Origin of the sequence: Blautia caecimuris, from assembly GCF_024622975.1 — a bacterium.
Lineage (GTDB): Bacteria > Bacillota > Clostridia > Lachnospirales > Lachnospiraceae > Blautia_A > Blautia_A caecimuris.
The window spans coordinates 1-26415 of record NZ_JANJZT010000007.1; the positions used below are offsets into that span (position 1 = coordinate 1).

General features: G+C 44.4%; 25 protein-coding genes. 1 reads left to right on the plus strand and 24 read right to left on the minus strand.

Features of this window, described 5'->3' with window-relative positions:
- The 14 genes from NSA57_RS06145 to infC all read right to left on the minus strand — a co-directional run.
- Window positions 1–1388, minus strand: a 1388-nt coding sequence (locus NSA57_RS06145) for a MucBP domain-containing protein (RefSeq protein ID WP_257464328.1), incomplete at its 3' end; no start/stop codon positions are given.
- A 234-nt stretch (window positions 1389–1622) separates the two neighbouring features.
- Entirely contained in the window at window positions 1623–2135 is a 513-nt protein-coding gene (locus NSA57_RS06150; protein WP_147598705.1) for a DUF4364 family protein, read from the minus strand.
- A gap of 19 nt (window positions 2136–2154) precedes the next feature.
- A complete protein-coding gene (locus tag NSA57_RS06155; protein WP_147598706.1) occupies window positions 2155–3156 on the minus strand; it encodes a tRNA modification radical SAM protein MnmL/YtqA in 1002 nt (333 codons plus the stop codon).
- Window positions 3156–3818 (minus strand): YesL family protein, encoded by a 663-nt coding sequence (locus NSA57_RS06160; RefSeq protein WP_257464329.1) that lies wholly within the window; start codon window positions 3816–3818, stop codon window positions 3156–3158. The genes NSA57_RS06155 and NSA57_RS06160 overlap by 1 nt, the downstream gene beginning before the upstream one ends.
- 75 nt (window positions 3819–3893) lie before the next feature.
- Window positions 3894–4622, minus strand: coding sequence for a polysaccharide deacetylase family protein (locus NSA57_RS06165; protein WP_257464330.1), 729 nt, complete (start codon window positions 4620–4622; stop codon window positions 3894–3896).
- A 237-nt stretch (window positions 4623–4859) separates the two neighbouring features.
- Window positions 4860–5486 (minus strand): cytidylate kinase-like family protein, encoded by a 627-nt coding sequence (locus tag NSA57_RS06170; RefSeq protein ID WP_022068222.1) that lies wholly within the window; start codon window positions 5484–5486, stop codon window positions 4860–4862.
- 43 nt (window positions 5487–5529) lie between these two features.
- Window positions 5530–6240, minus strand: a complete 711-nt coding sequence (locus NSA57_RS06175; protein ID WP_147598709.1) for an ABC transporter ATP-binding protein — start codon at window positions 6238–6240, stop codon at window positions 5530–5532.
- Between the two features lie 13 nt (window positions 6241–6253).
- Window positions 6254–7012: an ABC transporter ATP-binding protein gene (locus NSA57_RS06180; protein WP_173753163.1), complete on the minus strand. Its 759-nt coding sequence runs from the start codon at window positions 7010–7012 to the stop codon at window positions 6254–6256.
- 2 nt (window positions 7013–7014) lie between these two features.
- The gene (locus NSA57_RS06185; protein ID WP_147598711.1) at window positions 7015–8088 is read right to left on the minus strand and encodes a branched-chain amino acid ABC transporter permease; all 1074 of its coding nucleotides are present in this window, start codon (window positions 8086–8088) and stop codon (window positions 7015–7017) included.
- 10 nt (window positions 8089–8098) lie between these two features.
- Window positions 8099–8983, minus strand: a complete 885-nt coding sequence (locus tag NSA57_RS06190) for a branched-chain amino acid ABC transporter permease (RefSeq protein WP_147598712.1) — start codon at window positions 8981–8983, stop codon at window positions 8099–8101.
- Window positions 8984–9095: 112 nt separating this feature from the next.
- Complete coding sequence (locus tag NSA57_RS06195; RefSeq protein WP_257464331.1) at window positions 9096–10256, minus strand: ABC transporter substrate-binding protein; 1161 nt, start codon at window positions 10254–10256, stop codon at window positions 9096–9098.
- A 265-nt stretch (window positions 10257–10521) separates the two neighbouring features.
- Window positions 10522–10878: a 50S ribosomal protein L20 gene (rplT, locus tag NSA57_RS06200; protein WP_022068216.1), complete on the minus strand. Its 357-nt coding sequence runs from the start codon at window positions 10876–10878 to the stop codon at window positions 10522–10524.
- Window positions 10879–10916: 38 nt separating this feature from the next.
- Window positions 10917–11114 carry a 50S ribosomal protein L35 gene (gene rpmI, locus NSA57_RS06205; RefSeq protein ID WP_015541985.1) on the minus strand — a complete coding sequence of 66 codons (198 nt, stop codon included), beginning with the start codon at window positions 11112–11114 and terminating at the stop codon, window positions 10917–10919.
- Window positions 11115–11198: 84 nt separating this feature from the next.
- Window positions 11199–11693, minus strand: a complete 495-nt coding sequence (gene infC / locus NSA57_RS06210) for a translation initiation factor IF-3 (RefSeq protein WP_138270379.1) — start codon at window positions 11691–11693, stop codon at window positions 11199–11201.
- Window positions 11694–12727: 1034 nt separating this feature from the next.
- Here infC and NSA57_RS06215 point away from each other — a divergent pair.
- Window positions 12728–13051, plus strand: coding sequence for a DUF1540 domain-containing protein (locus NSA57_RS06215; RefSeq protein ID WP_138270378.1), 324 nt, complete (start codon window positions 12728–12730; stop codon window positions 13049–13051).
- Window positions 13052–13174: 123 nt separating this feature from the next.
- Here the strand turns inward: NSA57_RS06215 and ftsZ are convergent, their stop codons facing one another.
- The 10 genes from ftsZ to rsmH form a co-directional block, all read right to left on the minus strand.
- Window positions 13175–14335, minus strand: coding sequence for a cell division protein FtsZ (gene ftsZ, locus NSA57_RS06220; protein ID WP_138270393.1), 1161 nt, complete (start codon window positions 14333–14335; stop codon window positions 13175–13177).
- A gap of 149 nt (window positions 14336–14484) precedes the next feature.
- Window positions 14485–15759, minus strand: coding sequence for a cell division protein FtsQ/DivIB (locus NSA57_RS06225; RefSeq protein WP_257464332.1), 1275 nt, complete (start codon window positions 15757–15759; stop codon window positions 14485–14487).
- On the minus strand, window positions 15756–17024 hold the full coding sequence (gene murA / locus NSA57_RS06230) for a UDP-N-acetylglucosamine 1-carboxyvinyltransferase (protein WP_257464333.1): 1269 nt from the start codon (window positions 17022–17024) through the stop codon (window positions 15756–15758). The genes NSA57_RS06225 and murA overlap by 4 nt, the downstream gene beginning before the upstream one ends.
- A 34-nt stretch (window positions 17025–17058) precedes the next feature.
- Window positions 17059–18162, minus strand: coding sequence for an FtsW/RodA/SpoVE family cell cycle protein (locus NSA57_RS06235; protein WP_022068210.1), 1104 nt, complete (start codon window positions 18160–18162; stop codon window positions 17059–17061).
- A 104-nt stretch (window positions 18163–18266) separates the two neighbouring features.
- The gene (murD, locus tag NSA57_RS06240) at window positions 18267–19622 is read right to left on the minus strand and encodes a UDP-N-acetylmuramoyl-L-alanine--D-glutamate ligase (protein WP_138270392.1); all 1356 of its coding nucleotides are present in this window, start codon (window positions 19620–19622) and stop codon (window positions 18267–18269) included.
- A 19-nt stretch (window positions 19623–19641) separates the two neighbouring features.
- Window positions 19642–20598, minus strand: coding sequence for a phospho-N-acetylmuramoyl-pentapeptide-transferase (gene mraY, locus NSA57_RS06245; RefSeq protein WP_022068208.1), 957 nt, complete (start codon window positions 20596–20598; stop codon window positions 19642–19644).
- 117 nt (window positions 20599–20715) lie between these two features.
- Complete coding sequence (locus tag NSA57_RS06250; protein WP_257464334.1) at window positions 20716–22497, minus strand: peptidoglycan D,D-transpeptidase FtsI family protein; 1782 nt, start codon at window positions 22495–22497, stop codon at window positions 20716–20718.
- 70 nt (window positions 22498–22567) lie between these two features.
- Window positions 22568–24823: a penicillin-binding transpeptidase domain-containing protein gene (locus tag NSA57_RS06255; RefSeq protein ID WP_306814056.1), complete on the minus strand. Its 2256-nt coding sequence runs from the start codon at window positions 24821–24823 to the stop codon at window positions 22568–22570.
- A gap of 11 nt (window positions 24824–24834) precedes the next feature.
- On the minus strand, window positions 24835–25401 hold the full coding sequence (locus NSA57_RS06260) for a hypothetical protein (protein ID WP_257464335.1): 567 nt from the start codon (window positions 25399–25401) through the stop codon (window positions 24835–24837).
- Between the two features lie 9 nt (window positions 25402–25410).
- Window positions 25411–26385, minus strand: coding sequence for a 16S rRNA (cytosine(1402)-N(4))-methyltransferase RsmH (gene rsmH, locus NSA57_RS06265; protein WP_147598720.1), 975 nt, complete (start codon window positions 26383–26385; stop codon window positions 25411–25413).
- Window positions 26386–26415 lie beyond the last annotated feature (30 nt).

Consider the following 26415-nt stretch of genomic DNA (forward strand, 5'->3'; position numbering starts at 1 on the left):
TATGTTTCATCTTTGAGGAGTTTAATGCTTGTTGTAAGTACTGGATTTCCAGCTTCATCTACATAGTTTACAACAACATCTTTTGTGTATTCTTTTTCTCTTACTACCACATAAGCTACATTACCTGCCACTGGTACGTCACCTAATGTAGCAAGTTCCCAACCATATGGTACATCTTTCAGAATACTTGTGTTGAAATATGTTTCATCTTTGAGGAGTTTAATGCTTGTTGTAAGTACTGGATTTCCAGCTTCATCTACATAGTTTACAACAACATCTTTTGTGTATTCTTTTTCTCTTACTACTACAGTTACTGCACCATCTTTGATAGGCATGTCGCCCGCCTCTGCAACTTCCCATCCATATGGGATATTCAAATCCCCTGTGTTGATATATTCAGTACCTTTGTAAACTTTAATACTTTCGGAAAGTACTAAATTTCCGTCTTCATCTACATAATTTACAAAAACACTCTGATTGTAATCTTTCTCTCTTACAACGATGTTAACAGAGTTGCCACCTTCATTAAGGTTGATATCACCTGTGCTGGCAAGTTCATAGCCATATGGCACATCTTTCAGCGCGCTTGTATTGATGTGATTTGCACCAGCTTCAACTACTGCATTTCCTGTTCCTACATTGCTGCCGTCTTCCAGAATGTAGTTAACCATGATAGTCTTTTCTTTAAGTCTTACCAGAACATCAACAGAATCAGAATCTGGTACTAATGCAACATCACCTGTAGCAGCAAGTGCGTATTTTTCTGGCACATTCTTCAACAGACTTGCATTGAAATTACCGGCATTTTGCGGAACTTCTACTGTTTCAGTTCCAATAATATTTCCACTTTCATCAACATAATTAACATTAATAGATCTTGTCTCTGCTGCTTTCTCTCTTACATATACTGTAATAGTAGTTTCGCTAGCTGAACCACTGATATCTCCCGACTCACAAAGCTCATAGCCTCCCGGAACCTGAGTCAAATCACTTGCTTTGAAAGCAAAACAATCGTACTTATTTACTCCTGCACTTACTGTTTCTGTACCAACAACGTCGTCAGTTCCTTCAAGCGTGTATTGTATTGTAACATCTACAGAATATGTTGGTTCTTCCTGTTTTTCTGTATCTTCTGTTGTTTCCTCTTCTGCCACTTCTTCGCCAGTCTCTTCTGTTGTTTCTTCTTCTGCCACTTCTTCGCTGGTCTCTTCTGTTACTGCTTCTTCTCCTTCAACAGGTGTGAGAACCTCATCTTCTGCTGCGTTTTCAACAACAACATCAGTAGTAGTTGCATCCATAGATGCAGCTGTTACGCCTACTGTGCTTGTGAGAACTACAGAGGAGCTGAGGCCAACCATGAGAAGTTTTCTTACTACTTTGTTTTTCATAGCTTCTTTTTCCTCCATCTCTGATTTTAGGGATTTCTCCTAATCCTATGTATCGTTCTTATTATACCCCCCCCCCGTATTATTAAGTCAACCCAAATTCTCCTATTTTTACCTGTTCTTCAATATTTTAACACCCAATATCTTTACAGATTCCAACAGCTTTTTCCTGTAAACGGCAAACAAAAAAAGACACTGTCTTCAATTATTGACAGTGTCCATAAATTATCAGATTTTTCAGATCAATTCACCCATGATGGTTGTATAAATATCCTGGCATTTCTGAGGCCAGCTTTTGCATATGGCCCGCGCAGCCGCTTTATTTGGCGCTGCCATTGTCAGATCCATGATCGCTGTATCTTTTTCGATCAGCTGGCATCTGACTGCATAGGTTCCCTGAGGGGTTGTATAATAATCAGCCGGCGTAAGAATCCTTTCCGGCATTTCATATCCATAATCCTTCAAAAATTCTTCGATTTCATTTCTGATATCCTGAGAGAGATCATTTTCAAAGTAGGAGAGTGTCTTACTTCCCTCATCTGTCAGCTCGTAATGAGAACTGTTGGAAACGGTTCTCCGTCTCAGAAGTCCTGTCTCCACCAGCTCTGACAGCACCTGCTGAAGATGAAAATAATCCGTATAATCCCTGTCCAGCACAAATTCTGATATCTGAGAATTTGTCAGCTCCTTCCTGGAATGCTGGGCCATATAAAGTACCATCAGTTTATAAATTGTAAATGGTTCTGCCATTCTACCACCTCTTTCTCATTTACATCCGGAACATGTCTGTTCCTTCTGTTCTTTCACAATCAGAAACTTTCAAACTTTTTCCCTGGTAACTGTTCTGTTCTTTCATCTGATGGTGAAGCAGATTCAGAACCTCCCGTTTTCTCGATGCCCACAAAGGAGCGATCAGAAGATCTTTTGGCCCGTCTCCTGTAATCCTGTGGATGACGATTTCCGGATCAAGATTTTCCAGACATTCGATCAGTAAATCCAGATATTCTTCTCTCTCATAAACCTGAAATCTTCCTGCAAGATAATCATATGCCAGGTCTGTCCCTTTCAGAACATGAAGAAGCTGAAGTTTGATCCCCTGGATATCTTTTTTATTCAAATATCTCATTGTCTCAAGAATCTCTTCCCTGCTCTCTCCCGGAAGCCCCAGAATCGTATGAACGATCACCTCAATATTCCGTTTGCGGAGATTTTCCACAGCCTGATCGAAGCAGGAAAGCCGATATCCCCTTCTGATGTACTGAGCTGTTTTTTCATGGATCGTCTGAAGCCCCAGCTCGATCCATACCGGCTTGATCCGGTTCAGCTCTTCCAGAAGATCCAGTACCTCCTCTCCCAGACAGTCCGGTCTGGTTCCTACAGACAGAGCTACGATCCTGGGATGAGACATTGCCTCTTTAAAAATCTTCCTCAGGTATTCCACCGGCGCATAGGTGTTTGTATACGCCTGAAAATACGCAATATATTTTTGAATAGGCCGCTTGCCGGAAAGAAGCGCGATCTGACTTTCAATCTGCTCTGTAACAGACAGCGATACGTCTGCCGCAAAATCTCCGCTTCCTCCCTCGCTGCAGAAAATACAGCCTCTTGTCCCAAGAGTTCCGTCCCTGTTTGGACAGGACATCCCCCCGTTTAAGGTTACTTTATATACTTTTTCACCAAAACGCTCCCTGAGCATATAGTCCAGGGAGCAATAAGGTTTTCCGTTCCAGCTCTTACGCTGTTCCCGGCATTCTTTATTCAGTTCATTCATCAGAACATTACCTCTGTTTCTTCCGAAACACTCTCCTCAGGAATATACTTGTCAAAAATTCTCACAAAAAAGTGTGAATTCCCATATGCAATTACTGCCGGGCCAAACAGAATCACCAGCATAATCAGCGACATCTGTATCTGAAATGACGGAATAAATAAAATCAGGATCGGACAGGCACAGATCAGCAGCATCAAAATTGTATACGGCAAATGACGGATTGCCATTAAAATTGCATTCTTAAAAGTATTTTTTACAGAATTATAAAACTTTGCAAGAAGCGGATACACGTATAAAAGAATCATCACATACAAAAGGGTAAATGCCGCAAAAATCATTCCCAGAATCTTTCCTGCGGGCTGCCCCATCTTTCCTGCAATATTGGTATCTATATAAAGAAGAGCTGCGGCTGCAAGCATGATTATATTTATAACAGTCGCCTGCTTAAAGTTCTGCTTAAAAGACCGGAAAAAGCTTCTGAATATATATGCCTCTTCATTTCTTACCATCTTCATTGTCACATAATACAAAGCCGTCAGAGATGCTCCTGCCGTAACAATCGGTATACAACAGATAATACAGAGAAGATTCAGCATGCAGAGATCTGCAATTTTCCCCATAAATACAAAAAACTTGTTATCCATATTAAAAAAACGACCCATATCTTACTGCTCCTTTGTTCTTAAATGTGAATCATTGTCTAACAGTATAACGAAAAAAGACAGAAAAAGCAAGCTTCACGGAAGAATCAGACGGTCAACTGTCACAAATTCCCATCCCTGCTCTGTAAACTCGTCAACCAGAGCAAGCGCAGCCTCCACAGTTGTTTCGTACTCGTCGTGCATCAGAATAACAGAACCGTTTTTTATATTTTTACGGGCTCTTTGAAGCACATCCTGTACATTTTGGGTTTTCCAGTCCAGAGTGTCTATGGTCCAGAATACAGGAATCATCTCTACACAAAACTCTGTGTCCTTTTTCCAGGCGCCATAGGGAGGGCGCATGTATACAGGATACTCTCCTGTAATCTCATAAATTCTGTTGTTTGTTTTCAGTATTTCCTCCCTGGCTCTGGTCTCTGAAATTTTGTCAAGCTGTACGTGATTATAGGTATGATTTCCGATCAGATGTCCTTCTCTGTGCATTCTTTTTACAATATGCTCATTTCCCTCTATTGATTTTCCCAGAAGAAAAAAGGATGCTTTGATTCCCCGCTCCTTTAATCCGTCCAGAAGCTTTTCTGTATATTTCTCATCAGGTCCGTCATCAAAGGTCAGGGCAATCTGAGGTCTGTCCTGATCTTCCCTTACAAGTCTCTGCATTCCTTCTCCTGCAATTATTTTTGCGGCAGAAATACCTGCTTCCTGAATTATAGCATTATCGGTCCGGCTGAGAACTGTAAACGCCGCAAACAGAATTCCTGCGAAAATCATACAACTTTCAAACTTTCTTTTCCTTTTTTTCAATTGCTGCCGCTCCTGTTCTCTTGCTTCCATAAAAGATTCTATGCAGGACAAAGCAGCATCCATGACTGTACAGACAACGTTTGAAAGATAATTTTCCTGTAAATTGGGGAAAAGAAAAAGAAAAAACAAGAGCTGATTTCTGTCTTTATACAAAAATCAGCTCCTGCTGAATGCTCAGTCACAACTCTATGTTCTGCTTTTTCATAAGTCTTTTCAAAAAGGATTCCGGAATCTATCCTATTTATTAAGCATGATCTTTAACTGTGCTTCAATAGCCTCCGCGCATCTTTCAAACCCAAGCTTCCCGCTGTTCAGACAAAGATCATAGTTGGTGGCATCATTCCACACTCCGCCTGTAAACTTACGGTAATACTCCTGTTTTCTCTTGTCATCTTTTAAAAGGAATTTCTCAATTTCTTCCCTGGAACCGGAAATCTTTTCGGATGCCTGTTCCACGCGGAAATCCCAGGGCGCGTGTACAAACACACGCAGGGTATTGGGACGGTCCTTCAGCACATAGTTCACGCAGCGCCCTACGATCACATAGGATTCTTTTTCTGCAAGATCTTTCACAACCTTCGCCTGATAGCTAAAAATATTTTCATCAGAAATAAATTCCTTACTGTCCGGCTGAACCAGCTTTCCCCTGTAAAGTGAGGACTTATTAAACAGGGATGGCTTTATTTTGTTTCCGCCCTCAACCTTTCCAAAAAGTCCCAGATCGATCCCGCTTTCATCAGAAGCCATCCGGATGATCTCTTTGTCATAGAATGAAATTCCCAGCTTTTCTGCAAGCATCTTTCCTACGGTACGTCCGCCGCTTCCATACTGTCTTGCAATTGAAATTACTATATGCTCATCCATTCTTATTCCTCCTTGCAACATTCCCACAGCTTTCAAAGCTGTTTTATTCTCCCAGATAAGCCTTCTGTACTGCCTCGTTGTGAAGCAGGTCGTCCGCCTTTCCTTCCAGAGTAATACTTCCTGTTTCCAGTACATAAGCTCTGTCTGCAATGGAAAGAGCTTTTTTTGCATTCTGTTCTACCAGAAGAACTGTAGTTCCACTTTCGCTTACTTCTTTGATAATATCAAAGATCTCATTTACAAAAATCGGTGACAGTCCCATAGACGGCTCATCCATCAGAATGATCCTTGGTTTGCTCATAAGAGCCCGTCCCATGGCCAGCATCTGCTGCTCTCCTCCTGATAAGGTTCCGGAACGCTGTCCCTGACGCTCTTTCAGACGTGGAAATCTTTTGTACACCATTTCAAGGCTCTGCGCGATCTCGTTTTTATCTTTGCGGGTATACGCGCCCATAAGAAGATTCTCATAAACAGTCATATCCGCAAATACTCGTCTTCCCTCCGGAACATGAGCCATTCCCATTTGTACGATCTTATGCGCCGGAACTTTCAGAAGATCCGTTCCCTCAAACATAATGCTTCCTGCTTTGGCCGGAAGAATTCCTGTCAGTGTCTGAAGGGTTGTAGTCTTTCCTGCACCATTGGCGCCGATCAGAGCAATTACCTCCCCCTGATTTACCTCAAAAGAAATTCCCTTCAGAGCCTGGATCACCCCATAATAAACCTGAAGATCCTTTACTTCCAACATTGCCATGATTATGTTCCTCCTATTCTCCCAGATATGCCGTAATAACAGTCGGATCATTCAGTACCTCTGAGGTCTCACCCTCAGTAAGCACCTGTCCGAAATTCAGCACGGTCAGCTTTTCACAGATGCCGCCCACCAGCTTCATATCATGCTCGATGAGAAGGGTAGTCATATGGAAATGTTCCTGTACAAAACGAATGGTATCCATCAGCTCCTGAGTCTCATTGGGGTTCATTCCGGCTGCCGGTTCATCCAGAAGCAGAAGCTTTGGGTCCGTAGCAAGAGCGCGGGCAATCTCCAGCTTACGCTGTTTACCATAAGGAAGGTTTCCTGCAAGGATCTCAGCCTCTTTGTCCAGATCAAACACCTTCAGAATCTCCATTGCCTTTTCGTTCATTTCTTTTTCTACTTTGAAATACTTCGGCAGTCTCAGGATTCCTGTGAGAGTAGAATACTGATAATGGTTGTGAAGTCCAACTTTTACATTATCCAGAACTGACATCTCTTTAAACAGACGGATATTCTGGAATGTACGGGCAATTCCGGCCTTGTTAATCTCTATTGTACTTTTCCCTGTAATATCCTGTCCATCCAGTCTGATAATTCCCTCAGTTGGCTTGTATACACCTGTCAAAAGGTTAAAAACTGTTGTTTTTCCGGCTCCGTTTGGACCAATCAGTCCATAAAGCTGGCCTTTTTCTATATTGATATGAAAACCGTCGACTGCACGAAGACCGCCAAACTGAATTGACAAATGATTTACTTCCAGCATTGCCATAATCAAGCTGCCTCCTTTTTCGTTTTTCCGCCCCGGATTTTTTCTGCTATACGGCTTCTCCATGTTCTTGCTGCCGGAGCCCAGTTAAAGAGCATCATAACAATCAGAACAATGGCATAGATCAGCATACGGTAATTTGCAAAACCGCGGAGAAGCTCTGGAAGAGCGTAAAGGATAATCGCCGCGATCATGGAACCACGGAGATTTCCAATACCGCCCAGAACCACATATACCAGGATCAGAATTGACATATTGTAATCAAATACTGATACCTTGAGCATGGAAATATTATGGGCATAAAGCACGCCTGCCACACCTGCAAGGGCTGCAGAAACCGTAAACGCCAGAAGCTTATATTTTGTCACATTGATTCCCACTGACTCTGCCGCAATACGGTTGTCTCTTGTAGACATAACTGCACGGCCGCTTCTGGAATGAACCAGGTTCTGTACAATAAACAGAGTAAGCAGAACAAGGAGTACTCCGATCAGGAAAAAATATGGCTTGATCTCTTTATAAAGAGTGGCTGTTCCGGAAATACCCAGAGCGCCTTTCATAATCTTTTTGCCGCCTGCCGCAAGCTCAAGACCTGAGGAAGTTGTTGCTGCGTGAATACCGTTTTTATCTGCGCCAACATAGAGAATATTGATAAGATTCTTGATAATTTCTCCAAAAGCAAGGGTGACAATCGCAAGATAATCGCCTCGGAGTCTCAGTACCGGAATACCGATCAGAATACCGAACACGCCTGCCACTGCCGCGCCGATCAGTATCGCCAGAATAAATCTCGGAACCGGAGGAAGAGCGTCTGCTGCCAGATGCGAAAAGAGAGCGCTGGAATATGCGCCCACGCACATAAAGCCTGCATGGCCCAGACTCAGCTCGCCGGAAAATCCAACTACAAGGTTCAGAGAAATGGCTGCGATCGTATAAACGCACAGAGGAACCAGAAGACCTGTCAGAAGTCTGGAAAGATTTCCTGTGGAGGAAAGAATCTGGACTACCGCAAACAGAACGATCACAATTCCATAAGTTATAAAATTACTTCTTGTTGTCTTATTCATATTTTTTTTCATATCGGCCACCTTACACTTTCTCCTGAATGTTTTTACCAAACAGTCCGGTAGGTTTCACAAGGAGCACGACAATCAGTACTGCAAATACAATCGCGTCCGCAACCTGGGATGAAATGTAGGCTTTTCCGAAAATCTCAATGATTCCCAGAAGGATACCGCCCACCATGGCTCCCGGGATTGAACCGATACCGCCGAAAACTGCAGCCACAAAGGCTTTGATTCCAGGCATTGCACCTGTGTACGGAGTCAGTGTGGGATAAGCGGAACAGAGAAGAAGGCCTGCAATAGCAGCAAGTCCTGAACCAATGGCAAAGGTCAGGGAAATTGTTGCATTTACATTCACACCCATTAACTGAGCGGCATCTCTGTCCTCAGACACAGCCTGCATGGCGCGTCCGGGTTTGGTTTTACGTACAAACCAGGTCAGAGCCACCATAATAACAACGCTGACAACAATAGTTACAATGGTAATTCCCTTAATAACAAGCTGTCCGCCAAACAACGTTACTGACGGAACATCAATCACAGTGACAAAACTCTTGGCATCTGCTCCAAAGATCAGAAGTGCCAGATTCTGCAGAAGATAACTAACGCCAATGGCAGTGATCAGAACTGCCAGATTGGAGGACGCCTTTCTGAGAGGACGATATGCAACCTTTTCGATCACAACGCCCAATACCGTACACACCACAACAGAAAGTATCACTGCCGGAACCGGACCCATTCCTCCTCTGGTGACTGCGGTGAGAATCACAAAAGCGCCGACCATGATTACGTCACCATGGGCAAAGTTCAGCATCTTCGCAATTCCATACACCATTGTGTAGCCCAGCGCAATGATCGCATAGATACTTCCCAGGCTGATTCCATCTTTTAAATAAGATATAAAACTCATAGTGCACCTCATATAGAAATTTTATTGTTGCATAAAAAGAAACAGAGGACAGTCCTTATGCACAGGCACCATCCCCCGTCCCTTAAATTTTCAGTGTATATTTATTCACTGATCATTCCATTTCTTTGTATTCTCCGTTTTCGATTACAAAGGCCTTTGGCTCTTTGTCGCACTCGCCATCTTCTGTCCATGTAGCTTTTCCGGTAAGTCCGTCCAGTTCTACCTCAAGCATAGCCTCAGACATTGCCGCGCTGATATCCTCATTTGCCATATCGGGTGTGATCTCTGCTGCGTCTGCTGCTGCTTTCATTGCATAGATCACATCATAAGTATCTGCTGCGAACTGGTTAGGAGTCTCGCCGTTATTAGCATCGCCGTAAGCCTTTACAAACGCCTGGCTTGCCTCATCCTCTGCAGTTGCAGAGAAAGGAGTCAGAAGCATAACGCCCTCTGCAAGAGAAGTATCAAAGTTCTCAACGCCAAGGATTCCGTCCATGCCGTCAACGCCGAAGAATTTAATATCCATGCCTGCTTCAGATGCCTGCTGAAGAATCAGGGCATTGTCTGAATAGTAGTTTGGAAGGAAAAGAAGCTCTGCACCGCTGTCGGCAATCTTTTTCAGCTGTACGGAATAGTCTGTATTGTTATCTGTTGTGTACGCCTCGTCAGCTACAACCTCCAGACCGTTTTCTTCTGCCGCTTCCACAAAGGAATCATGTACGCCGGAGTTATAGTCTGCCATGGAGTCATAAAGAACAGCAACCTTTGTTGCAAGTCCATGCTCACCGATATACTGTGCGGATTTTGCTCCCTGAGCCGGATCTGTAAAGCACATACGGAATTCATTGCTTCCTGCTGTAATAGAATCAATAGCTGTTGCAGACGGTGTAAACAGGAAAGTGCTCTCTGCCGCCTCTGCTCCTACTGCAATACAGGAACCGGAGGTCACTGCCCCACAAAGCATCTGCATTCCCTTGTCAAGAAGATCGTTATAAGCATTTACCGCCTTCTCCGGATCGCCCATATCATCGCCTGCATCAAGTACCTCGACCTGGTATCCGTTAAATCCGCCGTCTTCGTTGATCTCGTCTACTGCAATTTTAGCTGCATTGTATACGTTTGTGCCATACTGTGCATAATCGCCTGTCATCGGTCCGATCACACCGATTTTAAAGGATTCGTCACCTTCTGCAAATACTGCTGTGGGCATTGCTGCTGTTGCTGCCACAGCTGCTGCCGCAGTTACACTTAATACCTTTTTCCAGTTTCTCATAACAATTCTCCTCCTTAAATTTGTAACGATTATCAGAATCCTGTTCCTATGTGAACAGATAAGGTTAAAAAAGCCCACTGGATCACCAGCCGGCTTTGGCTTCCCCTCTGACTTTCGCTCGCTAATACTTTAATGTTTTGATTATAGCATCTGATATATTTGATTTCAAGTATAAATTAATAAAATATTTATATTTAAAAAACCGGTATCCTATACAGAATACCGGTTCCGGAAGGAGATATCTCTCCTGTAATTCATTATTTACTTATGCGATCGCTTTTTTAGCAATCTCTGCAAGTGCTTTGAAGCCTTCTGCATCGTTTACTGCAAGCTCAGCAAGCATCTTTCTGTTGATGTCGATGTTTGCAACTTTCAGTCCGTGCATCATCTTGCTGTAGGAAAGTCCGTTCATTCTTGCAGCAGCGTTGATACGTGCGATCCAGAGCTGTCTGAACTGACGTTTTTTCTGCTTTCTTCCTGCGTAGGAGCTTGCAAGAGCTCTCATTACAGACTGTTTTGCAATTCTATACTGTTTGGAACGGGCTCCTCTGTAACCCTTTGCCAGCTTTAATGTACGATTATGTTTTTTCTTTGCGTTTAATCCGCCTTTAATTCTTGCCATTTCTTAATTTCCTCCTGTTCGTCTTCTCTTCTTACTTCTTATAAATAAGGCAGTGCTTTCTTGATATTCTTCAGGTTTGTGGAATCAACAACAGTGGCCTTTCTGAGATTTCTCTTTCTTTTCTGAGATTTCTTTGTTAAGATATGGCTCTTATAAGCTTTGTTTCTCATGATCTTTCCGGTACCAGTTTTTTTGAAGCGTTTTGCTGCTGCTCTACATGTTTTAATCTTAGGCATTTTTATTTCCTCCTTGATTCGTGGTTCTGTTTTATATTTCACATTACTGCTGTGTCCGTAACCGGACACGGAAACAGTAATTGCTTAACGTTTTTCGCTGAGAAACATTGTCATGCTTCTTCCCTCGATCTTGGGAGCTTTTTCCACTACAGCGATATCTTTCAGAAGCTCCGCAAAATCATCCAGCACGTGTCTGCTGCTTGCCATATGAGCCATTTCTCTTCCACGGAAACGCAGAGTGACTTTTACGCGGTCACCTTTTGTAAGGAATTTCCTTGCAGCGTTTACCTTTGTCTTTAAGTCATTCGTATCAATATTAGGAGAGAGACGTACCTCTTTAATGTCAATCGTTTTCTGTTTCTTTTTGGCTTCTTTTTCCTTACGGGAAAGTTCGTAACGGTATTTTCCGTAATCAATGATCTTACATACCGGCGGCTTTGCCTGCGGTGCGATCTTTACAAGGTCAAGTCCTGCCTCCTGCGCCTTAAACATGGCCTCTTTTGCAGACATGATACCAAGCTGGGCTCCGTCTGCTCCGATCAGACGTACTTCTTTGTCTCTGATTTGTTCGTTAATCATTAAATTGCTAATTGTTGTACACCTCCATACCTGTAAATGATATACCCTGACTTTTGCACGTTTCTGTGAAACAAAAAAAGCATGGACGAATCCACACTCTGCTCATATTCCCACTGCACGGCTCTCTGGTATCAACAGACAGCTTCTGCGCTGTGCATTTATCCGAAAGGAACATCCCTTCTTACAAATGCTGAGACATATAAACCCGAGACGCATCCTGTGCGCTAAGGTGAGAGTGAACTCTGCTTTGTTTTCTTCACGTACTGTAACAGGATATCATGACTTTCATGTAAAGTCAAGAACTTTTATGTGTTTTTTTAAACCATTTTCAATGACAGTCTCCTGTCCGGTACCTTTTCCTGTTCTGCCGGAATTCCGTATTTTATTTCCTGTGAAGATCCGTACAGAATTACTGCTTTTCCGGCAAACAGCAAAACGGAACGTTTTTGTCTGCTGGGACGGGTGGTATAAATTGTCCTGCTTTCCTGATAAATAAAAAAAGAACTCTTTCCGACAGAAACCCTGTCATCATCAGTTCTCCGTGTTTATTCCGTTACGACAACCTGCCGTTATCGGTACTGCAGTTTTTATTTTATACGGGAGCAATTGTATTAAAGAGTAATGACCTCAATCTTACATAGGATGGAGATGGTGGCGATAAACATTTTAAAAGGCTGTCTTAAAAATATTTATCCTTTCACTGATAACTTGCTTACAGAAATGTCGCTTACAGATCTTGTTCGCTGAAAAGCGGCATTTTACACTTATTTTTGCGAGCTCACCCCTTTGTGGGCGATTGCTCCCTGTATGTAGCTAATATAACATATTCTATAATGATACACAATAAAAATATTGCGTTATTTCAAAAAATTTAAAATTTTTTGACCACAACCACTGCCCTCTTTTTTACTGTATACTACATTTTTCTGTGATAATTTTGCTGTGATAATCTTTACCCTGTTAATCTGCAGAATAAAATCCGAAAATACGGAAATATTACATAAGGCAATGATTTATTTAAGGAGGACACAACCATGACAATACTCAACTGCAGTGCAGTAACCTGTATTTATAACAAAGATCAGCTGTGCTCCCGCGGAGAGATCGAAGTAATGGGGCATGATGCCCGGGTTTCTGATGAAACCAGCTGCGGAAGTTTCCGTGACCGGAACAGCGCCTCAGTAACAAACAGTGAAAAAGAATCCTGCGGCTGCGAAAAAATCCGTATTGACTGCAAAGCTCATGAGTGCACTTACAACGAGCACTGTAAATGTACGGCCTCTGCCATTGACATCAACGGTCAGAATGCCGGCACAAGCAAAGAAACAAAGTGCAAAACTTTTGCATGTAAATGCTGACACCTTTTGCCGGAAGCAAACATATACAGTCCGGTCTGTATATGCTGTTTCATATGTCAGTATAAAGCTGTTTAAAAAAGGACATTGCCCGCAGGCAATGTCCTTTTTGCATTGGTTTCAGTTTTATCTGTTTTTCAGGAAATCCGGAATCTGGATATCCTTTTTCTGAACTGTACTTGTAGGCATCTTTGTACCATAAGATGAATTCATGTTCGGAAGAGAAAAGCTCGGCATATTGATACCGCCAGCCTGCTTTGCCGCTCCTGTCTGTGCAGCCGGTTTTCTTACAGAAAACGGTGAAGATGCATTGCTTCTTCCGCCAAAGGAAGAACCTGCTTTCGGAGCTGCATCGGTAAGTCCTGTAGCGATAACTGTGATTCTTGCATAATCAGCAACAGAATCATCATACATCGCACCAAAGATGATATTTGCTTCCTCTCCTGTCAGCTCCTGTACATAGCTTGCCGCATCATTTGCATCCATAAGAGAAATATCACCTGAAATATTAATGATTACATGAGTTGCGCCTTTAATGGTCGTCTCAAGAAGCGGGGAGGATACTGCCTGCTGAACAGCTTCCATAGCCTTGTCGTCTCCTCTTGCCTCTCCAATACCGATATGAGCGATGCCCTTGTCTGTCATAACAGTCTGAACATCTGCAAAGTCAAGGTTGATCAGTGCCGGCAGATTGATCAAATCGGTGATTCCCTGAACCGCCTGCTGAAGAACTTCGTCAGCCTTGCGGAGTGCCTCCGGCATGGTTGTCCGGCGGTCAACGATCTCGAGAAGCTTGTCATTCGGAATAACGATCAGTGTATCCACTGCCTTTTTCAGATTCTCGATTCCTGCAAGAGCATTGTTCATACGTGTCTTTGCTTCAAAACGGAAAGGTTTTGTTACCACACCAACAGTAAGGATTCCCATTTCCTTTGCTGCTGCTGCGATTACCGGTGCCGCACCTGTTCCGGTGCCGCCGCCCATACCACAGGTAACAAATACCATATCAGCGCCTTCTATTAACTGTTTTACTTCTTCTATACTTTCCTCAGCGGCCTTCTGACCAACTTCCGGCTGTGCTCCAGCACCAAGACCTTTCGTTATCTTTTCACCAATCTGAAGTACTGTTGGAGCTTTACAGAGGGTTAAGGCCTGTTTGTCAGTGTTGACACCTACAAACTCAACTCCTCCGATGGTCTCTTCCACCATTCTGTTTACAGCATTATTTCCAGCTCCGCCCACACCAATGACTATAATCTTGGCAGAGGACTCAGCTTCATTTGACATAATCTCTAACAATGTACTTCCTCCTTTTATTTCCCCGATATTTATCGTAATCTACCTGCATATAGTATATCATATATTTTTTTCTAAAATTAATCAACTACTATTTTTGTTTTTTTATACTTTTTTCATGTATTTTCGTCATTTCCAGCTTAATATCCATCGCCGTAATAAGCGTCTTCCCCGCTTTCATCATAGGCTCCTGTTTCCTCTGAACCATCCGAATACTCACCGGATTCCTCGCTGTAACCGTCCTCATATCCCGAATCAGAATACTCTCCTTCTGACCCGTAAGAGCTGTCTTCAGAGCTTCCGTCCTCACTGTTTCCGTCAGCTTCTTCCGTATTTTCCGGCATTGGGCCTACATAATTTCCCTCTCTGTCGTACTCTCCGGTTCCGGTGAATCCGCCCTCTTCATTATATCCTCCTGTCCAGTCTCCCATTGCGTCAATGGTTTCCTGTGTAGGAGCAGGACCTACATAATTCCAGTTGGCATCATACTCGCCCTCTCCGGTGTAATCGCCTTCCTCATCATAGCCGCCAACCCATTTTTCAAGAGCATAGTCAAGAGCTGTCATAGGCTTCGCTCCCACATATTTTCCGCTTTCATCATACTCGCCGTCTCCGGTATATTCACCGTTTTCATCGTATCCGCCGGTCCAGTTTTCTGCTGTCACTTCCTCTATTTCCGCCTCAAAGGTAATGGTCTTTACAGAATCCGTTACATTTTCCGCATGCAGGATGCCTTTCTGACCTGCAAGCTGGGGAAGAATCGCGATCACCCTGGTCATTTTATCTTCAAGGTTCACATCTTTGCCCAGACTGACTGTAATATCTCCGTAAAGAAGACTGATCTCGTAGCTTTCGTCAAATTGAATATGATCCGGCAGACTGTCATTTTTGGCAAAAATAGTAGAAAGAGCAACCGCGGTATTCAGAACGGTTTCTTTTATGGGTAGCTTCTCTCCTTTTACTACCCGTTTCACAGCTATCCCGTCAAAAAAAGGAACTTTTTTATCCTGTGTTTTTTCGCTTTCAATAAACATGCCGTTCCGGTCAAAATAAATATAGCTGTCCAGATAGGGAATACAGCCCACAGCCTTCTTTTCCTTTACACTGACCACGATGGTGTTTCTGTTTGACCGTGTCACCTTAAAGCCTTCCACAAAGGGAATATCCCCTGTGTCGTCTGTGGTATAAAGGATGGGGGCAAGAACAGAGTTTTCTGCCATTGGTCCCCGAAGGACCATGGCCTTTATCTCTTTTTCCGTATAATGACCGCTTCCCATAATCTCCACATTTTCTACCTTAAAATAAAGAAAGAAAAAAAGCACACCTGCCAGAAGACAGGCTCCTATTCCCCCAAGTACTATTTTTTTCTGCTTATCCGATATGTTCAGTTTTTTTCTGTATTTTGATGTTCTCATAAAAATGCAGTTCCTGTATCCTCTTCTATCTGCGCGCCCAAAGACGCCAGATCCTCACATATATGCTCATATCCCCGGTAAATAAAGGAACATCCTTCGATGACAGTCTCCCCCTGCGCCGCAAGAGCTGCCACAAGCAACGCCGCTCCCCCTCGCAGTTCTCTGGCTCTCACTGTACATCCCCTGAGACAGGTTCCTCCCTGTATACTGGCCTCTCTGCCGGAAACAGCAACAGAGGCACCCATTTTATTCAGTTCCTTTGCAATCCTGAACCGGTTTTCAAAGATATTTTCCCGTATGCGGCTTTTCCCCGGAATGGTTGTCAGTACTGCCATGAGAGGAGACTGAAGATCTGTGGGAAAACCCGGATACGTATCCGTTTCCAGAAACGGTACCGGAAATGCCGTTCCGCTTCCGTCAGCTATTAGTTTACCACTCCTGCGGTTATATTGTCCACCCATTTTCCCATACACTTCAAGAAATGCATCCAGCTCTCCCTCAGGCGGATTGGAAATCGTGATCTTCCCTCTTGTTGCCGCTGCAGCACATAAATATGTTCCCGCCACAATACGGTCAGGAGGAATCTGCATATTTCCGGCTTTTAATTCTTTTACGCCTGTGATTCTGATACAGTGAGTTCCTTCTCCCTGAATTTCAGCTCCCATGCTGCGAAGATATCTGCACAGCCACACGATTTCCGGCTCTCTGGCACAGTTTCTGAGAACCGTATGCCCCTCTGCCAGGACAGCGGCCAGAATCCCCTGCTCTGTAGCGCCTACGCTGATTTTTCCAAAAACAATCTCTGCCCCTTTCAGACATCCGGCCTCAGCTTCCAGACTGTTTTCTTTTTCTTCCACCCAGGCTCCCAGACAGCGCAGCACATACAAATGCTGATCAACCGGACGTTTTCCTATTACGCAGCCTCCGGGATATCCCATGGAGCCTTTTTTGTTCCTTGCCAGAAGCGCACCCAGAAGAATTACCGATGATCGCATTTTTCCGGTACTGTCTCCGGAAACTTCTGTTCCGTCCGCTCTGCTGCAGTCAAGATAAAGGGTATTTTTTTCCCACCAGGTAAGAGCACCCAGGGATCTGAGAATGTCCTCCATACAATACACATCAGCTATGGCAGGACATCCCTTCAGCACGCTGACTCCTCTGTGAAGCAAAGAAGCTGCCATCATGGGCAGCGCAGAATTTTTGGAGCCCTGTATGGATATGGTACCCTGAAGCGGCTTTCCTCCTGTAATGCGAATTTTATCCAAACCGTCACTCCCCAAAAGCCCTCTTCCTTTTATCCTATGCTGTTTTTTCTTTTCTGTGACTGCTCACACTGAGCGCCAGCCCCATCTCTGCCAGAAGAAATACCACGGAGGTTCCTCCGTAGCTGATAAAAGGAAGGGTGATTCCCGTATTAGGGATCGTGTTGGTAACAACAGAAATATTAAGAATCACCTGAATTGCCATATGCCCCATAATACCGGCGCTGATCAGAGTTCCCTGAAGATCTCTGCTGTGCATGGCTGTCACGCAGAGCCGCCATAAAAGAAGGGCAAATATTATGATCAGAATCCCGGCTCCCACAAGCCCCAGCTCTTCACATATAATAGAAAAGATCATGTCATTCTGAGCTTCCGGAACAAAGCCCAGCTTCTGGAGACTGCTGCCCAGCCCCCGCCCGAACAGCCCGCCGCTTCCTATGGCGTACAGTCCCTGAATGGTCTGAAAGCCTTTTTCATATTTTTCCGGATTTCTCCAGATAGCCAGACGTTCCAGACGATAGCTTTCTGCAGCAAGAAACACTGTAATAAATGCAACTCCCGCACTTCCCATACCGACGAACTGCACATATCCCGGACTTGACACAAAAATAAGGATCACTCCGATTCCCAGAATAATGATAGCCGTACTGAGATTGTTGGAACCCACCAGTCCCACAATAGGAAGAAGTGTTGCCATAGTACGGCACATAAACCATATGCCGGATGTTTTTTTGCGGCTTCTGTCAATCTGCCATGCAAGAAAAAGAATTACTGCCACTTTTGCAAATTCTGAAGGCTGAAAAGACAGAGGTCCCAGGCTCAGCCATCTTTTGGATCCATTGATCTCCTGTCCCACCAGAAGAACAGCCGTAGACAGAACAACAGACATCAAATAAACAACCGGAGCAAGCGAAACCCAGAAATGATAATCCGTTTCCGATACCACATACATGGCTGCCAGTCCCAGGGCTGTTGCAAACAGCTGTTTTTTGAAATAATAAAAGGAATCATGAAATCTCACTCTCCCATTGTAAGAACTGGCGCTGTACAGAAACACCAGACCGAATACTGCAAGAAAAATCACAAGGATCAACAGAAGGGCATCGGGTCTTCCCTTTTTTCTCTGTGGCTGCTGTGACATAAGAGCCTCCCTGCTGCCGCGTTATTAATAAATATGAAGTTTTTCATAAAAAATGACCGGTTCGTACATTTGCGTACTTCCGGTCGTTTTTACCCTCATATCCATCAGAGATTTTTTACATATTCCTTAAAACAGTCTCCGCGCTGCTCATAATTGTCAAACTGTCCCCAGCTTGCGCAGGCAGGAGAAAGAAGAACCGCCTCACCCGGCTGAGCCTTTTCTGCGCAGATCTTTACTGCTTCCTGAAGATCTTCACAGAGAATGCAGGAACAAACACCCAGCCGCTCTGCAGCCTCTCTGATTTTTTCTTTTGTCTGTCCGATGAGAACCAGACTTCTTACCTTGCCGTCAAAGCTGTTCAGCCATTCATCATAGCTGGAGCCTTTGTCGTAACCGCCTCCGATCAGCCAGGTAGGACGGTTCATTGCCTGGATTCCCTTGATTGCCGCATCCGGATTAGTTCCTTTGGAATCATTGTAATAGACAACTCCGTTCTTTTCAGTCACATACTCGATCCTGTGCTCTACTGCTGTAAATTCACAGATACTTTTTCGGATACTTTCAACAGATACGCCTGCATAATAAGCCATAGCCGCTGCAGCCATTACATTTTCAAAGTTATGTTTGCCCAGCAGCTTCAGATCGTCTGTTTTTACAAGAGAAATCTCCTGATCCTCTGTTTTCAGAATGATCTGTCCGTCCTCCAGGAAAATTCCTTTTTCCAGTCTTCTTTCACTGGAAAAATATACGGTCTGCGGCACAATATTTTTTCCGAATTCTCTGAGAACCGGATCCTCATAGTTCAGAACACACACATCCTCCGGCTTCTGATTCTTTACGATCAGTTCCTTCACACGGATATATTCTTCCATAGTATGATGACGGTTCAGATGATCCTCTGTTATATTCAGAATCGCGCTGACACAAGGAGCGAACTTTTCAATGGTTTCAAGCTGAAAGCTGGAGATCTCAGCCACTGTCACAGAATCCTCGGTCATTTCCAGAGCTTTGGAAGTATAAGGAGTTCCGATATTTCCAACTACAAATACAGAATCCTCGGCATCCTCCATGATCTTTCCAAGAAGGGCTGTTGTTGTTGTTTTTCCGTTTGTTCCGGTAATTGCAAGAACTCGCCCTTTCCCTGTACGGAAAGCAAGTTCAACCTCTCCCCATACCGGAAGGCCCTGCTCATAAAAGCTTTTTACCAGAGGAAGGTCCGTCGGTACCCCGGGGCTTAACACTGCCAGATCAAGGCTTTTCTGCACCTCTTCCGGAAGCCCGCCTGCGTAGATATCCGTTTCTTTTATGCTGGCAGTCTTATGTAATACTGCTTCTTTGTCCAGATCCGGGTTTCCGTCATACAGAACCGGGCAGGCTCCAACCTGTCCCAGAAGCTCTGCTGCTCCGATTCCGCTTTTTCCGGAACCAAATACCAGAACCCGTTTTCCTTTTAAGTCCATCACTGTTTTCCTCCTTCAATTAAAGCGCCAGAAATGCGATCAGGCACATCACAGCAGTTACCACTGAGAACACTGCCACGATCCTTGTCTCTGACCAGCCGCAAAGCTCAAAATGATGATGGATAGGGGCCATTTTGAAGATTCGTTTTCCGTGAGTAGCTTTAAAGTATGTTACCTGGATCATAACAGAAAGAACCTCAACAAAATAGATCAGTCCCACCAGGAGAAGGAACAAAGGCATCTGAAGCACATAGGCTGTTCCGGCCACAAAGCCGCCCAGAGCCAGAGATCCTGTATCTCCCATAAAAATTCTGGCAGGGTATACATTAAAAAGAAGGAAGCCCATGAGGCCGCCTACAACTGCGCAGGTAACAGGCTCAATCCCGCTTTTTGTTCCGATGGACATCACAGTAAAGAAAACTGCAACGATCAGCGTCACGCTGGATGCAAGACCGTCAAGACCGTCTGTAAAGTTGACGCCGTTTACCGTACCGATCACAGCGATAAACAGAAGAGGAACTGCCAGCACACCAAGATTCAGATAGTGTTCCGGCCAGAACGGAATTTTCATGGTCAGAGAAATATCTGTATAGTTAAGGATATAAAAGGCAAAAATACCAGTAACTACCACCTGAAGCAGAAATTTCTGCCATGCAAGAAGACCGTCGGAACGCTTCAGCACAACCTTCAGGTAGTCGTCAAGAAATCCGATGATTCCAAATCCCAGTGTCAGAAACAGGATCGGAATGATAGCCGGATAATCCTTTACATAAAACAGAGACGTTACAACTGCCGCAATCAGAAATATAATGCCTCCCATGGTAGGAGTTCCTGCTTTTTTCAGATGGGACTGCACGCCCTCCACCCGTTCTGTCTGGCCCATTTTCAGTTTTCTGAGAAACGGGATAATCACAGGTCCCAGAATCAGGCTGATTGCAAAAGAAACCAGAACCGGTATTACAACTTGATAATTCATCCTCACACCTCTTATCATTCTTTTGTTTTTATATCATAATCAGTATAAGGCTTTTCCGGGAAATTATCAACCCTCAGTAATGGCACTGTTACTGTCAGTTAATAATGACGCGTTTTTTTACTGCTCCTCTTGTCCGGACAGGCTCCGCTCATCCTCCTCTGATTTTTCTGACTTTGTTTTTTCAATTCCCAGATACGGAAGCACATTGTCAAAAATGCTGCGCACTACAGGAGCCGCAATGGTTCCTCCGTAATAAATCCCCTGAGGATCATGGATAATACAAAGAGCCAGTACCTTCGGTTCCTCTGCCGGAGCAAATCCCAGAAAAGAAGAAATATAACGGTTTGCACTTCTGGGAAGAGTCTGGGAGGTGGCTGTTTTTCCACCAATGGAATAGCCTTCAATGGCGGCATTCTTTCCGGAGCCTTCAGACACTACCGTTTCCAGGATTTTTCTCACTGTTTCTGAAGTCTCAGAAGAAACGATCCCGGTTTCCACCGGGTATTCCAGTTCTTTTACCTGAGTTCCGTCTGCGCTCTGAACCGCCACTCCGAAATGGGGAGTGATCCTGTTTCCGCCATTGATAAGTGAGCTTACAGTAGTGGCAAGCTGTACCGGCGTGATCTGGAAAGACTGTCCAAAGGAAACTGTAGCCAGTTCTACATTTCCCATGTTTTCCATTTTGTGCATAATGGTTCCTGCCTCTCCCGGAAGATCGATCCCGGTCTGTTTCATAAGCCCAAACCGCCTGAAATATTTATAATAATTTTCCACGCCAAGGCGCAGCCCCACTTCAATAAATACAGGGTTGCAGGAATTCTGGGCTCCCTCCACAAAATTCTGAGATCCGTGTCCTCTTCTGTTTGCACAGTGGATCCTTCTGTCGTCCACCAGCTTATATCCCGGGCAGTAGAATCTGTCATTTAATGACACCACCCCTTCCTGAAGCCCCGCCGCCATGGTAATGATCTTAAAGGTAGAGCCCGGTTCATAGGTATCATTCAAACAGGGATTCCTCCACATCTGATTCAGAAGATCCTGAATCTTCTTCTGATCCATGGATGCTGTATCCTGTCCGATATTCAGAACAAAGGGTTCATTCAGATTAAATTCCGGAACATTGACACAGGCATAAATTTCTCCGTTTTGGGGATTCATCAGAAGAATGGACACCCTTTCGGCCTGCTTCTCTTCCATAACCTTCAGAGCAGCCTGCTGCACGAACTCCTGGATACTGATATCAAGACTCAGTCTCAGCGTATTTCCCTTAACAGGCTCTGCTCTCCGTTCTCCAAGACCGTCGATCTCCACACCTCTGGCATCTGTAGTGGTCAGGATCTTTCCCTGAATCCCTTTCAGAACCTCTTCGTATTCTACTTCCAGTCCAATGATCCCCTGATTATCTCCCCCTGTAAAGCCAAGGACTTTGGATGCCAGAGAGTCATAGGGATAGTATCTTTTATAATCCTCATCCACCTTTACCCCGTCCAGTCCTGCCTTTCGAATGGCATCTCCTGTTTCTTTTTCCACATTGGTGCGGATCCGTTCTATGGATGAATTTTTTTCCACCTTTTTTCTCACTGTTTCTTCTGACAGACCAAGCTCCGACACCAGAAGACGAATCACCTTTTCCGGGTCTTTGATCTGGCTGTGAATCACAGAAACCGTGCACACGGTTTTATTTGCTGCAAGAACCTTTCCTTTTGCATCCAGTATTTCGCCCCTGGCTGCTTTGATATCCCTTTCCCTTTCATGAAGCTCTTCCGCCTTTTCATAATAATAATCAGACCGGAAGCCCATCAGCCACACAAGCCTTCCCAGAAGCCCCAGCATCATTGCTCCGCAGCACAAAAAAACAACCCATACCTTTTTCTTATGAAAGGTTCTGTTTTTTTTCATAAAAATGCCCCACAGAGATCATCACAAAAATATATGATTTCTCTCTGCGGGGTATGTTTTTATCTTTCTTTTAATCCAGTCCGGCTTCTTCGTTTGTCAGACCGTCACTTTCCATATCATTTCCCACAATGGGATCTTCCTGATTTTCCGGCGGCGCCGGCGCTGCCGGGTTGGAAACTGCATCTCCCACTGCTTCTCCGCTTTCTGAAGCCGGAAGCGTTTCTCCGGAAAAGCTTTCCAGGTTTTCTGATTTGATATACTCTCCGTTTTCGTTCAGCTTTCTCTCTCCGTTTTCATTAAGAAGATAGCCCTGCTCGTCTACCCGGTTTCCTTCCATATCAATCAGATTTCCCTCTGCATCTACCATATTTCCTTCTTCATCCACATCGCTGCCGGAAACATCTTCCAGCACACCGTCAAAGCCTTCCCAGAGCTCTGTTTCAGGAACTACGCCTTCCTCCGCCTCATCCGGCTCAACATTCAGATACGGAAGAAGCTCAGAAAGAATTCCCTGGGCAATGTACTGGGGATATTTACTGTCAGCCTGCTCCTCTGCGTTTGGCTCGTCAACAACCACATATACGATCACCTGCGGTTCTTCTACCGGGGCAAAGGTAATAAAGGAAACCAGATACTTTTTGTTTCCACGGGGGAATTTTTCCGCTGTACCGGTCTTACCGCCTGAACTATATCCCTGTACCTTGGAATGGCGGCTGGTTCCCTCAATGACACTGTCTTCCATATAAGAACGGATAGCTGCGGAAATTTCAGAGGAAATAGTCTGTTTCAAAAGAACAGGTTCCACTGTTTTTACAGTGCTTCCATTGCTGTCCTGTATTTCTTTTACAAGATGAGGCTGATAATAGTAGCCTCCGTTAATAACAGAACTCATGGCATTGATCTCCTGGAGCATGGTACAGGTATATCCCTGTCCAAAAGCAGAGCAGGCAAGCTCTGTCTCTCCCATGGTATCCATGGTATGGATAATTCCCGATCCCTCATTCGGAAGATCGATTCCGGTTCTGCTTCCGAAATTAAAAAGACTCTGCGCTTTAATAAACTGTTCTGCTCCCATTTTTTCCGCAATCTGCATCATTCCGTCATTGCAGGAATTGGCGATCACATGCATCAGATCCTCTGTTCCATGAGCATCCGGATAAACCGCACATTTGATAAATGTATTATTATTGGATCCAAACGCCTGTCCGCCGTCACAGACAAAATTATCTCCCTCTGCTATGCTGCCTTTTTCCAGAGCGCCTGCCATAACAATAGGCTTTACAACAGATCCGGGCTCAAAGGCATCTGTCACACAGAAATTATTCCACATGGCATTCAGTGCAGTTACGGTTTCCTCATCATTCATGGCCTTGATCTCTTCCTCAGAATAAAGGCTGGAAAGATCTCTGGGATCATTGAGATCATAGCGGTCCCCGGCATCCATGGCAAGAATTTCTCCTGTATTGGGATCCTGGACTACAACGCCTATGTTCTTGGCTCCCATTTTTTTCTTAAAGCCGTTTACATATTTTTCTACAATCTGCTGTATGCCTACATCCAGAGTGGTAACAATATTTTTTCCGTCCACAGGCTCAATGATCGTCTGCTCCACATCGGACTGACTGTTAAAATATCCGTACTGTCTGCCGTCAGCGCCCATCAGGGTACTGTTGTAGTAGCTCTCAATTCCCACATCCGCCACATCCCTGGCAAGAGTAAAGCCAATGGTATCACAGGCCAGACTCTTAAATGGATAACTTCTCAGATAATCCTCCTCAAACCATACACCTTTGACGTTTCCGCGCTCTTTTTTTTCTGTATCAGACAGAGGGCTGTCCTCCTCCACAGTGGTATATGCTTCAAATTCCTTTTTCTTATCCATGGAAAGCTGTTTCAGAAGAATCTGATACTGGCTTTGACTTGTACGGCTGTCTGAAAGAAGAGAACGGACTTTTTCTTCGTCAATTCCCAGTATTTCCTTCAGAGCGCGAATAGTAGGCTCCACATAATCTGGATCTGAATTTACCGTCTTACAGTCAAGGATTACATTGTAAACCTTGTTGCTGGTAGCCAGAATATTTCCATTTCTGTCATAGATATTTCCCCTTTTTGCAGGAAGCACATCATTCTCAAACTTCTGCTGCGCCTGGGTCAGAACCTGTTTTTTGTATTTGTCTCCGCTGGTTGCATTAATATAGGTAATTCTTCCCAACAAACAAACTAAAGCCAGCAGCACTGCTCCAAACAGTCCTGCCAGCTTTCCTTTCATCTGATGATTTATTTTTTTCCGGGGTTTCCTTCTTCTGGTCCTCCTGTCGTTTCCCAAATTCTCACCTCTTATTTGTCAGGTACATCCTGATACTGTCTCACATAACTGTTATTTGACATGCTGTATGTCTTTTTCTGTTCCTCTCCGGGATAGTTCATTCCCAGCCGTCCAATGGCTATTTTTTTGATCCTGTTCAGATCCACGCTGGAATTCACCTGACTTTCATAGGCATTGTTTTCTTCCCTCAGTTCACTGAGTTCCGATTCCAGCACTGCCACATTTTTGATACGGCCTGTAATATCCGCTCTGAGCTGCAGATAATTCACACAGCAGAACAGAACTGCCACAGAGATCACTACCAGAAAAAAAACAAATCCCCGCCCCATGCTCATGGCTTTCTGACGGTTTCTCATTGTTTCTCTGCTGACTGCATGTGCACGGCGCGCCGTTTTTGCCGAAGAAGCTTTTGTAGTCTTCCTCTGCCGTCTGTCCTGTGTTCCCCGTACAGCCGGTATGTTTCTTTCAGGTACTTCCTGCAGACGTCTTACTGTATTTCCATCCACATACATTCCCCGGGCGTTTCTGACATTTTCTCTGCTTCTTCTGGCTGTCACCGCTCTGTTTGTCCTGTCCATTTTCTATCACTAACTTTCCTTAACATTCACTAAATCTTCCTGCTGCTCCACTCTGCGTTCAAATATACGCAGCTTGGCGCTCTTTGACCGGGAATTATCCTCCAGTTCCGCTGCTCCGGGCAAGATCGGTTTCCTGGTGATCACTTTTCCCATGGACTTCCTGCCGCACACACATACCGGAAAATCCGGAGGGCAGGTACAGGGATTTTCATTTTTGCGGAAAATAGTCTTGACGATCCTGTCTTCAAGAGAATGGAATGTAATAATACAGATCCTTCCTCCATCTCCCAGCATCCCGATCATTCCGTCCAAAGACTCCCTGAGTACATCCAGTTCTCTGTTCAGCTCGATACGGACAGCCTGAAAGGTTCTCTTTGCAGGATGTCCTCCCGCTGCCTGAATCTTCATGGGAATCGCACGGCGGATAATTTCCGTCAGTTCTCCCGTAGTCTGTATTGGCTTTTCCTGTCTGGCAGCCACAATATGTTTTGCAATATTCTTCGCAAATTTATCTTCACCGTAATCACGAATGATCCGGTACAACTCTTTTTCTTCGTAACCATTGATAATATCAGCTGCTGTACGGGTCTGTCTCTGATCCATACGCATGTCAAGAGGCGCGTCTACCCTGTAAGTGAATCCGCGCTCCTCATTGTCAAGCTGGTAGGAAGATACTCCCAGATCCAGCAATATTCCGTCTACCTGATGAATACCAAGGTTTCTAAGCTCGTTTACCATGTAACAATAATTGCTGCGAATGATCGTCACTCTGTCTTCATAGGCAGCCAGCCTTTCACTCGCAGCAATTATTGCATCCTGGTCCTGATCTATTCCAATAAATCTCCCCTTGGCAGAAAGTCTGCTGCACACCTCTACGGCATGCCCTGCACCTCCCAGAGTTCCATCCACGTAGATTCCGTCAGGCTTTACATTCAAACCTTCAATGGTTTCTTCCAGTAATACAGATTTGTGTCTGAATTCCATATACGTCTCCTGTGTTGGATTTACTTCCGG

What these genes read in the sequence shown, in the direction of transcription:
- NSA57_RS06170 (WP_022068222.1), bottom strand. Translation starts at nt 5,486, where the DNA reads ATGGATGAGCATATAGTAATTTCAATTGCAAGACAGTATGGAAGCGGC.
- NSA57_RS06215 (WP_138270378.1), top strand. Translation starts at nt 12,728, where the DNA reads ATGACAATACTCAACTGCAGTGCAGTAACCTGTATTTATAACAAAGAT.
- rsmH (WP_147598720.1), bottom strand. Translation starts at nt 26,385, where the DNA reads ATGGAATTCAGACACAAATCTGTATTACTGGAAGAAACCATTGAAGGT.
- NSA57_RS06185 (WP_147598711.1), bottom strand. Translation starts at nt 8,088, where the DNA reads ATGAAAAAAAATATGAATAAGACAACAAGAAGTAATTTTATAACTTAT.
- mraY (WP_022068208.1), bottom strand. Translation starts at nt 20,598, where the DNA reads ATGAATTATCAAGTTGTAATACCGGTTCTGGTTTCTTTTGCAATCAGC.
- murD (WP_138270392.1), bottom strand. Translation starts at nt 19,622, where the DNA reads ATGGACTTAAAAGGAAAACGGGTTCTGGTATTTGGTTCCGGAAAAAGC.
- NSA57_RS06260 (WP_257464335.1), bottom strand. Translation starts at nt 25,401, where the DNA reads ATGGACAGGACAAACAGAGCGGTGACAGCCAGAAGAAGCAGAGAAAAT.
- NSA57_RS06190 (WP_147598712.1), bottom strand. Translation starts at nt 8,983, where the DNA reads ATGAGTTTTATATCTTATTTAAAAGATGGAATCAGCCTGGGAAGTATC.
- NSA57_RS06180 (WP_173753163.1), bottom strand. Translation starts at nt 7,012, where the DNA reads ATGGCAATGCTGGAAGTAAATCATTTGTCAATTCAGTTTGGCGGTCTT.
- NSA57_RS06175 (WP_147598709.1), bottom strand. Translation starts at nt 6,240, where the DNA reads ATGGCAATGTTGGAAGTAAAGGATCTTCAGGTTTATTATGGGGTGATC.
- ftsZ (WP_138270393.1), bottom strand. Translation starts at nt 14,335, where the DNA reads ATGTCAAATGAAGCTGAGTCCTCTGCCAAGATTATAGTCATTGGTGTG.
- NSA57_RS06235 (WP_022068210.1), bottom strand. Translation starts at nt 18,162, where the DNA reads ATGTCACAGCAGCCACAGAGAAAAAAGGGAAGACCCGATGCCCTTCTG.
- NSA57_RS06160 (WP_257464329.1), bottom strand. Translation starts at nt 3,818, where the DNA reads ATGGGTCGTTTTTTTAATATGGATAACAAGTTTTTTGTATTTATGGGG.
- NSA57_RS06155 (WP_147598706.1), bottom strand. Translation starts at nt 3,156, where the DNA reads ATGAATGAACTGAATAAAGAATGCCGGGAACAGCGTAAGAGCTGGAAC.
- rpmI (WP_015541985.1), bottom strand. Translation starts at nt 11,114, where the DNA reads ATGCCTAAGATTAAAACATGTAGAGCAGCAGCAAAACGCTTCAAAAAA.
- NSA57_RS06225 (WP_257464332.1), bottom strand. Translation starts at nt 15,759, where the DNA reads ATGAGAACATCAAAATACAGAAAAAAACTGAACATATCGGATAAGCAG.
- infC (WP_138270379.1), bottom strand. Translation starts at nt 11,693, where the DNA reads ATGATTAACGAACAAATCAGAGACAAAGAAGTACGTCTGATCGGAGCA.
- NSA57_RS06195 (WP_257464331.1), bottom strand. Translation starts at nt 10,256, where the DNA reads ATGAGAAACTGGAAAAAGGTATTAAGTGTAACTGCGGCAGCAGCTGTG.
- NSA57_RS06250 (WP_257464334.1), bottom strand. Translation starts at nt 22,497, where the DNA reads ATGAAAAAAAACAGAACCTTTCATAAGAAAAAGGTATGGGTTGTTTTT.
- rplT (WP_022068216.1), bottom strand. Translation starts at nt 10,878, where the DNA reads ATGGCAAGAATTAAAGGCGGATTAAACGCAAAGAAAAAACATAATCGT.
- NSA57_RS06150 (WP_147598705.1), bottom strand. Translation starts at nt 2,135, where the DNA reads ATGGCAGAACCATTTACAATTTATAAACTGATGGTACTTTATATGGCC.